Consider the following 13,969-nt stretch of genomic DNA (forward strand, 5'->3'; position numbering starts at 1 on the left):
ACTACTAACAAAGGGGGACGCCAATGGCAATCTTTCGCATGTATACTGGAAGTGATGGACATTCACATATTGAGGAACAATCAATTGCCGCCCATCCAGTGTTATCCGAGTCGCGCCCGACCGTGCACATTCAATTTCGGGAGCTTCCTGCTGGATCTTTCATGGACTGGCACCCCGCGCCTCGCCGTCAATATGTCATCGTGCTGAGCGGTCAATTGGAGCTGGGGTTCAAAGATGGAACAACGAGACGATTGAACGCAGGAGATGCAACGCTTGCGGAAGATACCACAGGACCAGGACACACAACGCGCGTCATAGGTAACGGACCGGCAACTACTGCGATAGTGCCACTGGCCTAGTCTTTATAGGGAACGAACGGACAGCTTTTTGTGAGCAGTTCCGTTCGTTGCATGCTTCTCGTTCTGTGCCATCACCACCGTAAACAGCGAGAATGGCGAAGTCTTAAAACACTTCTCAATGTGGACCGGAACTCCATCAAAAGCTTCGGACAGCCGCAAGGACGCGTCCCACCCAAGATGACGCGTAATCGGCGTGAGTGCTCCAACCAATGGGCCAATTACAGGCTTGGTTGAACGAAAATGGTTGATGATGACGACCGATCCGCCAGGTTTACATACGCGGCTAATCTCACGCATCATCCGCACCGGGTCAGGCACCACGCTGATGACATGAAAGGACAGAACATAATCAAAGGAATTGTCCGGAAATTTCAGATTAAGCGCATCCATTTCTAACAAACGGAAATGGCGCCAACCGTTTTCGTCTGCCTTTTCCTGGGCTTTTTCGAGCATGTCGGCGGCAAGGTCCACGCCAGTGACTTCACAGTGCGATGGATAGGCAGACATCGAAAGCCCAGTACCAATTCCAACCTCCAGCACCGTAGCTCCGGGTGGAATCCGGAGGCCTTTAATGACGGAATGGATCCGTTTCTCGAAAAATGGCGAAAAGATCTTTTCATACAGGTGAGAAAATTCAGAATAGATCTTACTTTCGTGAGGATTCCTCAAGTCCCTCTCTCTACGAGCGGAAATCACGCACCCCTCCCCGGCGGCTTAGGCAGCCGTTCGTTCCAACACTTGTTTCTTAAAGGACGAGATGTCTCTGCGGTGGAAACGCCACTGTCGTCCCCGTTTAACCGCAGGTAAGGTATTTTTGCGAGCGAGTTCATTAACCGTATCAGGACTGAGGTCGAGCATTTCGGCAGCTTGTCTGCTGTTCAGGAGAATATCGTCTTTCTCAGCCACAACGCGCCCATATCAACGAAAAATTGTCTGGCGAGTATGCCACAGCTCCGTAAACCCGTCAATCTCTCTGATATTTCAAATACTTACTAAAAATGCACATCACGTAAACGCAATTGCAAGCTTGCATTCCCATTCCAGACGTTGATTTCCGGGGTATAGAGCATATTAACCCGGGCACGTGGCCTTAGCGGCCAATCTCCCATGCCAAAGCCGATCGCATCAAGCGGTCGGCCACCTTTCCCAGATCGTAGCAGCAACTTCAGATGCCCAGGTTTACCAAGGAGCGGCTTAGCCCCAACCACGCGCGTCGAGACAACTTCAGCTTCACGGGCAAGAAACACTGGCTCAGGATTCCCCTGGCCATACGGCTCAAGCAAACGAACCTGGTCCATCGTTTGTGCATTCATCCTCGCAAGATCAACTTCGTCATCCACTTCAATTTCGGCCACAAGATCTTCCGCTGACAGGCGCTCACGCGCGGCAGCCTCGAATTTCGCGGCAAAGGCTGGAATACGGTCGGCATGTATCGAAAGCCCAGCCGCTTGTCGATGGCCCCCGTAGCCCTCCAACACGTCAGCACATGTTTTCAAGCCTTCATACAAATGAAACACTTTCGGGCTGCGTCCCGACCCCTTCCCTTTTCCCCCATCAATAGCGATCAGAAAGGTCGGACGTACAAATCTTTCAACCAATCGCGATGCAACGATGCCAATAACCCCAGGATGCCATTCTTCCGACGCCAAGACGATACTGCGCCGTTCTGGTAAATCAGGCCAGGATTCGACTTGTTCGACAGCCTGATTCAGTATTTTCTCTTCAATGCCTTGGCGTGCGCGATTTTCACCGTCGAGGTCAGTCGCCAGTGCACGCGCACGATCGGCGTCTTCGGTCGTCAACAGTTCGACCGCTTTCTGTGCCTCAGCTAACCGCCCTCCCGCATTCAGGCGTGGACCGAGACGAAAGCCAATATAACTACTAGAAACTTCAGCATTACCGCTCACTTCTTTCAGTGCACGAATACCAAGCCGTTGCCCCCGATCAATTTCCTTGAGTCCGTGCGTGACCAATACCCGATTCTCTTCCACCAGCGGAACGAGATCCGCCACGGTTCCGAGCGTCACCAAATCGAGATAGCGGCGCAAGTCCGGCACTGGGTCCATGCCTTGCTCACGCAAACGCATGCGCAGTCCCATCAGCAAATAGAAAACCACTCCAGCACCAGAAAGACCGGTGAACGAAAAGGCGCAGTTCTTCTCCATCGGGTTCAGCACGGCATACGCCGGTGGACGCTGCTCAGGTACGTGGTGGTGATCACAGATGATGACATCGAGACCAAGACTCTGCGCGAGGGCAATTTCGGTATGTGCGGTCGCACCACAATCGGCAGTGATCAGCACCTTAGCGCCGCGCTCAGCGATCGTTCGCATCGCCTGTACATTGAGGCCGTAGCCCTCACGCGTGCGATGCGGAATGTACAATCCGGGGTCGAAACCGATCTCGCGTAGAAATAATATCAGTTGCGAACTGCCAGTAACGCCATCAACATCATAATCGCCATAGACATAGACAAGTTCACCGCGGGCGCGCGCTTGTAGAATTCGCTCAGTCGCCCGCGCCATGTCAGGAAACAACAGGGGAGAACGGAGTCCGTTCCGTAAGGAGGGCGCAAGAAACGTCGCCGCCTTTTCGTGCGTGTCGATACCACGATTCACCAGCAATCGTGCTAGCAACGGAGAAATCGCTGTTGCTCCTGCTTGCTCCTGCGAGCACAAAGCAGTGACGCGTGTGAGGTCAGGTGATCGCATCACCCAACGTCGCACAGGCAATGGCGTTTTGGTACTCACGCGCGTTGCCCTGCTTTCTCCCATAACAACACAATCGGACTGGCGATGTAGATGGACGAATAGGTTCCAACTATAAACCCAATCAACAGCGTGAAGGCAAACCCGTGGATCACTTCACCACCGAGAAAATACAACACCAGCACTACCAGAATCGCCGTCCCATTCGTAATAATGGTTCGGCTTAAGGTGTCATTGATACTACGATTAATGATATTGAGCACCCCTTCACGTCGCATCTTGCGCATGTTCTCACGGATCCGGTCACAGACAATCACCGTATCGTTCACCGAGAATCCCACAACCGTCAGGAGCGCAGCAACCACCGTCAGATCAAACTCGATGTTCATCAACGACAGCGCACCAATGGTGATAAGTGCATCGTGGAAAAGCGCGACGGCTGTGCCAACGCCAAACCGTGGCTCAAAGCGAATGGCGACATAGATACCCATGACGAGAGCAGAGAACGCAACGGCAAGGATCGCTTTCCGTTGCAAATCTCTTCCTACTTTCGGGCCGACGGCTTCAATGCGTCGGACTTCAAATGCCTGTTGGCCAAACTTACTCACTAACCCTTGTTGTACTTTGTTGGCGATATCCTCAGTGACCGTCTCGGCCACCGGAAGCCGAATCAAGAATTCGTTTCCGCTCTGGCCAAAGTCTTGGACAATGCCTCCCGGAATGTTGGTCGTCGCCAACGCCTGACGAATATCGGCAATCGAGGTGGGCTGAGTAAATTTCACATGCACCACCGTGCCGCCAACAAAATCCACACCGTAATTGGGTCCGCCACGATACACCAGGGACGCGAGTCCCAGCAAAATCAGGACTAAAGAGAAGGTAATGGCGGGCTTTAGATAGTGGACAAAATCGAAATTGGTATTTGGTTTAATCAGTTCCATAAAATCCTACTACAATGCGGAACACGAAACGCTGAACGATGAGTAGCAGACGAGGAGAACTCTCTCCCATTCACCGTTCATCATTCTGAATTCATCGTTTTCCTCATACGCTGAGCGTCGTCAATCGCTTGTTCGCTAACAGATAGTCATAGACCACGCGTGTACAAAATACGGCGGTAAACACCGTCGTGATAATGCCAATACACAACGTGACAGCAAAACCTTTCACCGGTCCTGAACCGAATTGAAACAGAATCAGCCCAGAGAGGAAGGTGGTGATATTTGAGTCGAAGATCGCCGGCAACGCCCGCTCATACCCTGCTTCAACTGCCGCGCGTGCGTTCTTTCCTAAGCGTAATTCCTCACGCATGCGCTCGTTAATCAGCACGTTGGCATCGACCGCCATACCGACAGTGAGAACGATCCCGGCGATGCCAGGTAGCGTCAGCGTTGCTTCAAACGCGGCGAGCGCTGCGAGTAGCAGCACGACATTGAGGATCACCGCCAAGTCGGCAAGAACTCCGGCAAATTTGTAGTAGAGAATCATAAACGTAATGATCAGCGCGCCGCCCACCATAAACGATAAGATCCCTTGGCGAATGGAATCCTTGCCTAAGGATGGACCTACGGTACGTTCTTCGGCAATCGTCACCGGTGCAGGTAACGCTCCGGCGCGCAAGACAATAGCCAGATCACGAGCCTCTTTGATATCGAAATTGCCAGTAATCGAAGCACGGCCACCGCCTATTTTTTCACTAATGGTTGGCGCCGAATACACAGTATTATCGAGGATAATGGCGAGTTGGCGACCGACATTATCGCCCGTAATCTTTTCAAACAGGCGGGCGCCACTATCGGTCAGGACCAGTTCAACATATGGCCCCTCAAGGTCAGCACTCGGTCGTACCCGGGCATCAGAGACGACCTCGCCAGTCATGAGCGTTTTTCGCTCCAGTGTATAATCGGTCTTGCGCATCTGTCCGCTCAGCGGATCTCGTTCTTGTCCTGCAATGTTCACCGTGCCTTCCGGGCCGCTTTTGTCACCGGTGGCAATGAGCTTGAATTCAAGAGCGGCAACTTGTTTCAATATATTCTTGGCCCGGGACGTATCTTGAATCCCAGGGAGCTGCACGAGAATATCCTGACTCCCTTGTCGCTGCACCGTGGGTTCAGAAACGCCGAACTGATCGATACGGTTGCGAATTGTTTCAAGAGACTGATCGAGTGCATATTCATGCAGGCGCTGGACCTCACGTCGATCGAAGACTCGTGAAATCTCTCCTTCGGCTGGCGTTGGTGCCCCATCAGCGACGAGGGTCGGAAACTGCTCGGAGAGCAGCTTTTCGACACTATTTTTCGCGTCTTGCGTTGAGGGCCGAATGCGGAGCGATTTGTCCGCGCGCTGGACTTCGACCCCAGCAATGTTCGCCTCTCGCATTGCCCGGCGCAGCTCTTCCGCGTTCTGGTCCAAAGCGTTCTCTATGGCCTTTTCCATATCAATGTTCAACAGTAGGTGAGTTCCTCCACGCAAATCCAACCCGAGGTGAATTTTGCGTGAGGGGAGAATCGCTGACCACCACTCCGGGACTTTTTCCATCAGCGAGGGAACAAGATACACCACCGCCCACACAACCAGTGCGAGAACAAGCAGCGCACGGTACAGAATCCCCTTTTGCATCACTTATCCTTTCCTTCACTCTTTTCCGTGCTAGCACCTTTGGCTGCCGGTTTCACTGCATTCATCACAGTCTCGATATGTCCCCGATCAACTTGAATACGCACATTTGGTGAGATTTCCAGTGTCAATTCTCTCTCGCTCAATTCAATGATCCGACCATATATTCCCCCGTTGGTCAGCACCCGATCGTTCCGTTTCAGCTCATCCAGCATTTGTCGATGATCCCTGGCTTTCTGTTGCTGTGGCCGGATCAGCAAGAAATAGAAGATGATCATGACCAACACGAGTGGAAGAAACTGGACCAACGGTCCCGGACCAGCCATCGGATCAGCCCCTTGGGCATAGGCTAGAGCTGCCATTTATTCTCCTCTTGTTTATCTTGTTTCACATCTACCGGCAAAAGAAACGGGTGAGCGAACTCCGCAAAGCGCCCCTCAGCCAAAGCCGTACGCATAGATCGCATGAGCCGTTGGTAAAAGTAGAGATTGTGCAGTGTATTGAGCCGTGCCGACAGAATCTCTCCTGCCATCGCAAGATGGCGGAGATACGCACGCGAAAAGTGCTGACACGTGTAACATTGGCAGCCTTCCTCAATCGGGCGCGGATCGGTAGCATATTCGGCCCGACGGATGTTGAGTTTGCCTGACCAAGTGAAGAGCGTTCCGTTGCGCGCGTTCCGTGTTGGCAACACACAATCAAACATGTCAAAACCAAGCGCAACGTAACGCACAAGTTGTTCGGGCATACCAACGCCCATGAGGTACCGAGGACGATCTTGGGGAAGGAATTGGATTGCGTGCCGTGCCACTTCATGTGTCACAAGTGGATCTTCGCCTACGCTCAGACCGCCAACCGCATAGCCAGGGAATTCGAGCGCCATTAATTCCCGAGCACTTTGTTCACGCAGGTCAGGAAAGATACCGCCCTGTACGATGGCAAAGAGAGATTGATCCTCACGACGTTGCGCAACACGTGCACGCGCTGCCCAGCGAGTCGTTAGGGCACTGGCTCGTGCCGCTTGGTCATAACTTCCGGGGGCGGAGACGCATTCATCCAGGACCATCGCGATGTCTACCCCAAGTTGCTCTTGGGTGCGAACGACCGACTCTGGGGTAAGAAAGTGTTTCGAACCATCCAAGTGAGAACGAAACTGCACCCCTTCTTCGCTGATCCGACATAAGTCTTTGAGGCTAAACACCTGATATCCACCACTATCGGTGAGGATCGGTCCGTTCCATCCCATGAACTGGTGGAGTCCGCCCGCGCCTTCGATCAGCGCAGCTCCGGGCCGCAAATATAGATGATAGGAATTCGCGAGGATGATTTCCGCACCAAGCTCGCGGAGTTCACATGGAGTCGTCGCTTTCACGGTCCCCTGTGTGGCTACTGGCATAAAGGCCGGCGTAGCAACGGTCCCGTGCGACGTCTCTAACTGCCCAAGGCGTGCTTGCGTAGCAGAATCTCGCTGTGTAACGGTAAAACGAAACATGAGGAGAGAAAACGACCGCCTAGCCCCCAATATTCTTTGGTTTGCGGGACTTTTTAGTCGTTTTTCCGCGCCCTTGCAACCGCCATTAGAGAATTAACATCGCATCGCCATAGCTGTAAAAGCGATAGTGCTGCCGGATAGCTTCTTTATACGCCTCTAGGATAACCTCCCGGCCAGCGAAGGCAGACACCAGCATGAGTAATGTTGAACGCGGCAAATGGAAATTGGTGATCAGCCCATCAATCACCTGAAAGGGAAATCCTGGGTAGATAAAAAGTGATGAACGGTGACGCCCAACTTGGACGCTGCCGTCATGCCACGCTGACTCCAGCGCCCTCGTGCTGGTCGTTCCCACAGCAATGATCTTACGACCCTGATGTTTAGCAGTGTTAACCCGCTGCGCAACATCTTCGGAAATCTCGTATTCTTCCTCTTCCATGACGTGAGATTCAATGTGTTCTGAGCGAACCGGCTGAAATGTCCCGGCACCAACGTGCAACGTCAGGAACACAACCTCGATGCCTCGTTCTTGCACTGTCGCCAATAACTCCGGGGTAAAGTGCAAACCGGCAGTTGGTGCAGCAACCGCCCCGACATGGCGCGCATAAACAGTCTGATAGCGTTCGTGATCTTCAGGTCGGGTTCCTAGTGTACGTTTGATGTACGGAGGCAGCGGAATCTCACCGACACGGTCAAGCAGGGTAAAGAAGCTATCAGCTCCAGTGAGCGAAAAGCGTAACTCTCCACGTCCGTCATGCGGTGCGGTCACCCATACTCCAGAGCACTCGGGAGTCACAACAATGCGCGATCCCTCTTTCATCCCTTGTGTTCCCTTACTCATCACCTCCCAAGTTTCCGCAGTTCCTGGTAAGCGTCGCAACAGCAAAAGTTCGATACGCCCCCCACTCTCTTTGTGCCCACGCAAGCGCGCGGGAAAGACCCGCGTGTCATTGAGCACCAAGAGGCTATCAGGGGGAAGAAGCGAGACAATGTCCGAGAATTGACGGTGAGTAATCTGTTGAGAACCACGGGCGAGTGCGAGCAAGCGCGAACTCGCCCGCTCAGGGGTTGGTTCTTGAGCAATTAACTCTGGAGGCAGGTCATAATCAAAATCGGCAAGTAGCATGCAACCGTCATCGCAAGATGTTCGTGTCCAAGTAACGGCACCTTCCGTTGCCGCTCCTCGTGCACGCTAAGGTTAACTGTTCTTCTTTGGCCCAAAAAACGGGGTCAACAGATCTATCGGTACGGGAAACAGTGTCGTCGAATTATTTTCCGTTGCAACCTCGGACAGAGTTTGCAGATACCGCAGCTGTAGCGCAACCGGATGTTGCTCGATAATCACGGAGGCATCCGCGAGTCGCTGTGCAGCCTGGAACTCACCTTCCGCATTGATAATCTTTGCTCGTCGTTCACGTTCTGCTTCGGCTTGTTTGGCCAGTGCACGTTGCATCTCTTGTGGCAGGTCGATGTGCTTAATCTCAACCAGTGAGACTTTGATTCCCCACGGATCAGTATGGGCGTCAATAATCTCTTGCAGGCGTGAATTGATCTTCTCTCGCTCTGATAGCAAATCGTCGAGTTCTTCTTGTCCACAGACGCTGCGCAAGGTTGTCTGTGCAAGTTGCGATGTAGCAAACAGGTAGTTCTCGACCTGGACAACCGCACGGCTCGGCTCAACGACACGAAAATAGAGCACGGCATTCACTTTGACCGAGACGTTATCTTTGGTGATGACATCTTGTGGCGGAATGTCCATCGTAATAGTGCGCATGTCCACTTTCACCATTTGATCAATCAGTGGCAAGACGATGCGAATGCCGGGCCCAAGCGGTTTATCCTGGAGTCGACCGAGCCGAAAGATCACTCCCCGTTCGTATTCTAAGAGTCGCCGAATCGAGTTGGCCAAGAAAACAAGGATCAATATAATTGCTGGACCCAAGGATCCAAGGCCGATCAGCGAAACCAATTCACCCATGTGCTTCCTCGCTTTCTTCCTAGCCAACAGCTTTACGAACGCGCAAGACCAAGTCTTTTATACCAACAACTTGAATTCGTTCTCCTACTTCAAGCGTTTCCTCACTCTCAGCGTTCCAATATTCTCCGTGTACCCACACTTTTCCACGCGGAGCGATGCGCACCCGGACTTCACCAGTTGTTCCGATCAATGCATCCACACCTGATACCGGGCGTTGTCCGAAGGTCCGAGCCGCCAACGTGGCAATAAAAAGCATGATGAGCGCAACTCCAGCTCCTACCGAAGCAATAATGCTACGGTCGACGAGCAAATCTGCATCCGGTGCATCGAAGAGAAACAAAGACCCCAGGATGAAGGAAACCACCCCACCAATCCCCAGCACCCCAAAAGTGGGGAGGAAAGCTTCGGCAATGAGTAATCCAATCCCGAGCAGCACCAGAAGCAGTCCAGAGTAGTTAATCGGGAGGACCTGGAACGCCGCAAAGGCCAGTAACAGGCAGATACCGCCGACCACGCCAGGAAAGACCACCCCTGGATTGGTAAATTCAACATACAAGCCAAGAATGCCGGCCATCATCAGAAGATAGGCGACATTGGGGTCGGCGAGAAAGTTGAGGAAGCGATGCTTGACGCGCATGTCAATCTGAACAATCCGAAAGGCGTCACCCGCAGTTTGTGCCGGGCGAAAGTCCAGTGTCACTTGCGTGCTCCCCACTTCCACCTTCCGGCCATTGGCTTTGCGCAATAAATCCTGAATATCTGTCGCAACGACATCGACGACCTTCTTTTGCAACGCTTCCGTTTCTGTGATGGCGACACTGTCACGCACCGCCTTTTGCGCCCATTCCACGTTGCGCCCGCGACGTTGCGCAATGCTTTCACTAAAGGACGCGGTGAAATTCTCGATCTTCTCGCCGAGGTCTCCTTTAATATCCTGCCCACCGCCTCCAACGGGATGGGCCGCGCCAATCGTCGTCCCTGGTGCCATGGCTGCGATATGTCCAGCCATCGTGATAAACACCCCTGCGGACCCAGCACCGGCACCGCTCGGTGCAACATAGACAATCACGGGGAGTTGCGCGCCAAGAAGGTCTTTCACAATCGTACGAGTCGAGTTGAGTAGCCCTCCAGGAGTGTCGAGCTGAATCACCAGTGCCACGGCGCCTTCTTCGACCGAGCGTGAGATACCTTCATGGATAAAATCAGCGATAGCTGGATTGATCGTGGCATCGATCGCAATGAAATTGATGTGTTTGATAGCTGTAGGTGCAGGATCGCCAGCTTGAACCGGCAGGGCGAGGAGGCTCCACAGCAGAAGGACGAGAACAACGCCTCCGCAACGAGAAAATCTATAGTCGTCCCATTTCTCGCAGCACTGCCTGAATGTCTTGCCACACCAATCGTTTGTCATTGGGATTCCGCAACAGATACGCTGGATGAAGAGTCGGCATGAGTTTAACACCTTGATAACTGTGCCATACCCCGCGTAGTCGGGAAATCGGGGTCTTGTTTTGCAGCAACGTTTGCGCGGCAAACGTTCCTAAGGCAATGATAATACGTGGCTTCACGAGTTCAACCTGTTTCATAAGAAACGGCTGACAGGCAGTGATCTCGTCAGGCTCGGGATTACGATTATCTGGCGGCCGGCATTTCACCACGTTGGCAATGTACACCTCGTCGCGCCGCATTTTCATCCCTTTGGTAATGATCTCAGTCAAGAGCTGCCCAGCACGACCAACGAAAGGTTCTCCTCTGATGTCTTCATCGCGACCTGGCCCCTCACCAACGAACATTACCTCTGCGTGCGGGTCGCCTACCCCAAAAACGATATTGGTGCGCCCCTGGCGCAGCTTACAGCGACGGCAGTCGCTTATTTCTGTACGCAACTCTTCTAAACTGTGGACCTTGTCAAGTTTCGAGGATGAAAACAGATCACTTCCTGGGGATGACATTGTCGACACCTCCACCTCACGCGTCACAGGCGAGGTCTTTGGCGCATGGACTGACGTCTTTTTCTGTGTCGCGACAGGAGACAGATCAGGAAGCGGTTCGACAGTTGCTCTAGAAACACCCGAGGAGGCTACAGAAGTCGGATTCGCCGGCAGCGGTCGTGCGCTACGTGACAGCTCAGTGACCCCACTTTCTTTCAATGACGCGACATACGACCGCAGCGATTCGGTCAGTTGCCGCATGATCTCGGGTGACACATCCGGCTTCATGTCTTCTTCCTCACTACTCAAGAAATGCGGTCGAAGAGCTGTTGGGTAAAATACACCAGGCTGTCGTAGTACGGCGACGGTTCAAGGTTCTCCAACGCTGCAAGCGCTTGCTGACCATAGGAACGAGCAATCGTTCGTCCCTCGGCTATCACTCCGGAGTGGCGCACCCTTTCTAAAGCAAGCTGGATTTCTTGATCGGTAGGATCTTGTTTTTCAAACACTTTACGGAGATCAGCGTCACGCTGGATCGTCATCACCAACGGCAGTGACGGGTTGCCGTCTTTGAGGTCGATACCGATCGTCTTCCCGGTCAAATCGCCATCGCCATCAATATCAAGCAAATCATCGACAATCTGGAACGCCATGCCAGCGCAGTATCCGCACGTGGCCACGCTTTCGATGACAACTTGAGATGCTCCAGCCAGATAAGCACCGACCCGTGCGCCATTGGCAAACAGCGTCGCGGTCTTTCGGTCAATGATCTCCAGATAATCTTCGAGCGTCACTGCAGGATTACGTCGAAAACGCCCTTGCATGACCTCTCCTTCGGTCAGGCCAATGCAGGCTTCAGTGATCCAGTTCACGACCTTCTCGTCAAAGCGTCCGCAGAGGGCAAAGGCTCGACCAAACAGGAAGTCTCCAGCAACTAATGTATCGGCAAGGCCAAAGCGACAATAGGCAGAGGGTTTCCCCCGGCGTAATTCCCCACCGTCAATAATATCGTCATGCAGGAGCGAAGCTGAGTGAATCAGCTCTAACGCCGTCGCAATATCGATAATATCGGTAGGGTTCTCACCGCCACAGGCACGAAAGACCAGGATCGCCACAGCCGGTCGGGCTCGTTTCCCACCCGCTTTCACTAAATAGTTGGCAATCTCATTCAGCAATGGTTCACGAGACTGAATCAGACTTGTCAGTTTTTGTTCAACTTGTTCAAGCTCAGCAGCAACGAGGAGATGCGGAGCGGGAACGCTTGCAGCAGACCGTGTGGCTTGGAGCGGCACTAGATTACTCAAAAAAATATTTTAACCTAAAGTGTGGCGTTTGCGATGCTGTTTCTCTCATGATGCCAAAGGTGGGGAAAAGGTCAAGGCGTGCCAGCATGAATAATTCTGTATCGTGACTTTACAGATATTTCACCCTGTGCTTTACCTTGCACGTAGCATGCAGTAAGACCGCATCTAGGATTACGCAAAAAAGATCACACTATGCTTGCTGGAAAAACTATTGTCTTGGCCATCACTGGTGGTATTGCCGCCTATAAAGCCGCAGAAATTACGCGTCTACTGGTCAAAGAGGGCGCGATTGTTCGGGTCTTGATGACCAAAAATGCCCAAGAGTTCATTACTCCGCTGACTTTGCAAACGCTCTCCGGCAATCCGGTTGCCACAGAGACATTTAGCCTGACGCAGGAATCAGAAATTGGTCATATTCGCTTAGCTGATACTGCAGACCTGATTCTGATTGCTCCCGCATCTGCCGATGTCATCGGCAAAGTGGCGCATGGCATCGCTGATGACCTGCTCACCACGGTACTGTTAGCGACAACGGCTCCAGTGCTGGTCGCACCAGCTATGAACGTACACATGTATGCCCACCCAGCAGTCCAAGAGAACATGCGCCTTCTCACAGCGCGCGGCTATCGGTTCGTCGAACCAGGGGAAGGATTTTTGGCCTGCGGCTACGAAGGAAAAGGGCGATTGGCAGAACCCGAAGATATTGTCGAGGACGCACGCGCTGCATTGACCAAGAAAGATCTCACGCAAGAAAAGATTATTGTCACCGCCGGCCCCAATGCCGAGCCAATCGATCCAGTGCGTTACATCACCAATCGCTCGACCGGCAAGATGGGATTTGCGCTAGCGCGGGTCGCATGGCGCCGCGGCGCAGAGGTTACCCTGGTCAGTGGCCCGACCTCTTTCTCTGCACCACGAGGCGTCCGCTTTTGCTCAGTGCGCACTGCACGTGAAATGCAGAGTGCGGTCCTTGAACATTACCCGCAGGCCACGATGATCGTGTCTGCTGCCGCAGTTGCTGATTATCGCCCCGCGAAGGTAGCGTCACAAAAGATCAAAAAGGCCGACGGTCCCTTGCTGATCGAACTCACACGTAACCCCGATATTCTTGGCGAGTTGAGTCAGCACAAGGGCAACCGCTTACACGTGGGCTTTGCCCTTGAAACTGAGCACGTCTTAGAGAATGCCGTACGCAAACTACACAATAAGAACCTCGACATGATTATCGCGAATGATGTCATGGAAGAAGGGGCGGCATTCGCGCATGACACCAACATCGTCACGTTGATTGATCGTAGCGAACGCATGGAGAAGCTTCCTATCATGACGAAAGATGAAGTTGCCCATGTTGTGTATGATCGGCTCCTTCAACTCAAACAAATGAAGAATGAAAAATGAAAATTAAGAATTAGAGACAAAACGATGCATGACATTCTCTCTTTTTCCATTCTACACAGGACTTACGCTTGAGGACCACAAGTATCATTTTAGGGATATGATTACCAAGAAGCAGTACGTCGAATATTTGGTGAGCACGCCGAAGAATTGCACCTGTACGTATCTGGCCGAGCATTTGGAAGA

At 52.7% G+C, this 13,969-nt stretch carries 14 protein-coding genes; 2 read left to right on the forward strand and 12 right to left on the reverse strand.

The genetic code is table 11. From position 1 onward, the window contains the following. The first annotated feature begins 23 nt into the window (after positions 1-23). Entirely contained in the window at positions 24-359 is a 336-nt protein-coding gene (locus FJ147_01020; protein MBM4254458.1) for a hypothetical protein, read from the forward strand. A 3-nt stretch (positions 360-362) separates the two neighbouring features. Here the strand turns inward: FJ147_01020 and FJ147_01025 are convergent, their stop codons facing one another. From FJ147_01025 to FJ147_01080, 12 genes are all read right to left on the reverse strand, one after another. After that, the gene (locus FJ147_01025) at positions 363-1,055 is read right to left on the reverse strand and encodes a class I SAM-dependent methyltransferase (GenBank protein ID MBM4254459.1); all 693 of its coding nucleotides are present in this window, start codon (positions 1,053-1,055) and stop codon (positions 363-365) included. Positions 1,056-1,073: 18 nt separating this feature from the next. Continuing rightward, positions 1,074-1,265: a helix-turn-helix domain-containing protein gene (locus tag FJ147_01030; protein MBM4254460.1), complete on the reverse strand. Its 192-nt coding sequence runs from the start codon at positions 1,263-1,265 to the stop codon at positions 1,074-1,076. Between the two features lie 86 nt (positions 1,266-1,351). Continuing rightward, positions 1,352-3,133, reverse strand: a complete 1,782-nt coding sequence (gene recJ, locus FJ147_01035; protein MBM4254461.1) for a single-stranded-DNA-specific exonuclease RecJ — start codon at positions 3,131-3,133, stop codon at positions 1,352-1,354. Then, positions 3,106-4,008 (reverse strand): protein translocase subunit SecF, encoded by a 903-nt coding sequence (gene secF, locus FJ147_01040; GenBank protein MBM4254462.1) that lies wholly within the window; start codon positions 4,006-4,008, stop codon positions 3,106-3,108. The genes recJ and secF overlap by 28 nt, the downstream gene beginning before the upstream one ends. Positions 4,009-4,111: 103 nt before the next feature. Beyond that, complete coding sequence (gene secD / locus FJ147_01045; protein MBM4254463.1) at positions 4,112-5,686, reverse strand: protein translocase subunit SecD; 1,575 nt, start codon at positions 5,684-5,686, stop codon at positions 4,112-4,114. Next, on the reverse strand, positions 5,686-6,045 hold the full coding sequence (gene yajC / locus FJ147_01050; GenBank protein ID MBM4254464.1) for a preprotein translocase subunit YajC: 360 nt from the start codon (positions 6,043-6,045) through the stop codon (positions 5,686-5,688). Before yajC ends, secD begins: the two co-directional genes overlap by 1 nt. Then, positions 6,033-7,175: a tRNA guanosine(34) transglycosylase Tgt gene (tgt, locus tag FJ147_01055; protein MBM4254465.1), complete on the reverse strand. Its 1,143-nt coding sequence runs from the start codon at positions 7,173-7,175 to the stop codon at positions 6,033-6,035. The genes yajC and tgt overlap by 13 nt, the downstream gene beginning before the upstream one ends. A gap of 85 nt (positions 7,176-7,260) precedes the next feature. Further along, entirely contained in the window at positions 7,261-8,301 is a 1,041-nt protein-coding gene (gene queA, locus FJ147_01060; protein MBM4254466.1) for a tRNA preQ1(34) S-adenosylmethionine ribosyltransferase-isomerase QueA, read from the reverse strand. A 72-nt stretch (positions 8,302-8,373) separates the two neighbouring features. Then, positions 8,374-9,153, reverse strand: coding sequence for a slipin family protein (locus FJ147_01065; protein ID MBM4254467.1), 780 nt, complete (start codon positions 9,151-9,153; stop codon positions 8,374-8,376). 19 nt (positions 9,154-9,172) lie between these two features. Continuing rightward, positions 9,173-10,564 carry a nodulation protein NfeD gene (locus FJ147_01070; protein MBM4254468.1) on the reverse strand — a complete coding sequence of 464 codons (1,392 nt, stop codon included), beginning with the start codon at positions 10,562-10,564 and terminating at the stop codon, positions 9,173-9,175. Beyond that, the gene (locus tag FJ147_01075; protein ID MBM4254469.1) at positions 10,503-11,372 is read right to left on the reverse strand and encodes a uracil-DNA glycosylase; all 870 of its coding nucleotides are present in this window, start codon (positions 11,370-11,372) and stop codon (positions 10,503-10,505) included. Before FJ147_01075 ends, FJ147_01070 begins: the two co-directional genes overlap by 62 nt. 17 nt (positions 11,373-11,389) lie before the next feature. Then, positions 11,390-12,394, reverse strand: a complete 1,005-nt coding sequence (locus FJ147_01080; GenBank protein MBM4254470.1) for a polyprenyl synthetase family protein — start codon at positions 12,392-12,394, stop codon at positions 11,390-11,392. A gap of 186 nt (positions 12,395-12,580) precedes the next feature. Here FJ147_01080 and coaBC point away from each other — a divergent pair, with 186 nt between their 5' ends. Continuing rightward, the gene (coaBC, locus tag FJ147_01085) at positions 12,581-13,786 is read left to right on the forward strand and encodes a bifunctional phosphopantothenoylcysteine decarboxylase/phosphopantothenate--cysteine ligase CoaBC (GenBank protein ID MBM4254471.1); all 1,206 of its coding nucleotides are present in this window, start codon (positions 12,581-12,583) and stop codon (positions 13,784-13,786) included. The last annotated feature ends 183 nt before the right edge of the window (positions 13,787-13,969 follow it).

This window comes from Deltaproteobacteria bacterium (genome assembly GCA_016874775.1).
Taxonomy (GTDB): domain Bacteria; phylum Desulfobacterota; class Binatia; order Bin18; family Bin18; genus VGTJ01.

Excerpts from the sequence above, each read along its gene's own strand:
- FJ147_01020 (MBM4254458.1), top strand. The coding sequence starts at position 24 with ATGGCAATCTTTCGCATGTATACTGGAAGTGATGGACATTCACATATT.
- recJ (MBM4254461.1), bottom strand. The coding sequence starts at position 3,133 with ATGGGAGAAAGCAGGGCAACGCGCGTGAGTACCAAAACGCCATTGCCT.
- secF (MBM4254462.1), bottom strand. The coding sequence starts at position 4,008 with ATGGAACTGATTAAACCAAATACCAATTTCGATTTTGTCCACTATCTA.
- secD (MBM4254463.1), bottom strand. The coding sequence starts at position 5,686 with ATGCAAAAGGGGATTCTGTACCGTGCGCTGCTTGTTCTCGCACTGGTT.
- yajC (MBM4254464.1), bottom strand. The coding sequence starts at position 6,045 with ATGGCAGCTCTAGCCTATGCCCAAGGGGCTGATCCGATGGCTGGTCCG.
- tgt (MBM4254465.1), bottom strand. The coding sequence starts at position 7,175 with ATGTTTCGTTTTACCGTTACACAGCGAGATTCTGCTACGCAAGCACGC.
- queA (MBM4254466.1), bottom strand. The coding sequence starts at position 8,301 with ATGCTACTTGCCGATTTTGATTATGACCTGCCTCCAGAGTTAATTGCT.
- FJ147_01065 (MBM4254467.1), bottom strand. The coding sequence starts at position 9,153 with ATGGGTGAATTGGTTTCGCTGATCGGCCTTGGATCCTTGGGTCCAGCA.
- FJ147_01070 (MBM4254468.1), bottom strand. The coding sequence starts at position 10,564 with ATGACAAACGATTGGTGTGGCAAGACATTCAGGCAGTGCTGCGAGAAA.
- FJ147_01075 (MBM4254469.1), bottom strand. The coding sequence starts at position 11,372 with ATGAAGCCGGATGTGTCACCCGAGATCATGCGGCAACTGACCGAATCG.
- coaBC (MBM4254471.1), top strand. The coding sequence starts at position 12,581 with ATGCTTGCTGGAAAAACTATTGTCTTGGCCATCACTGGTGGTATTGCC.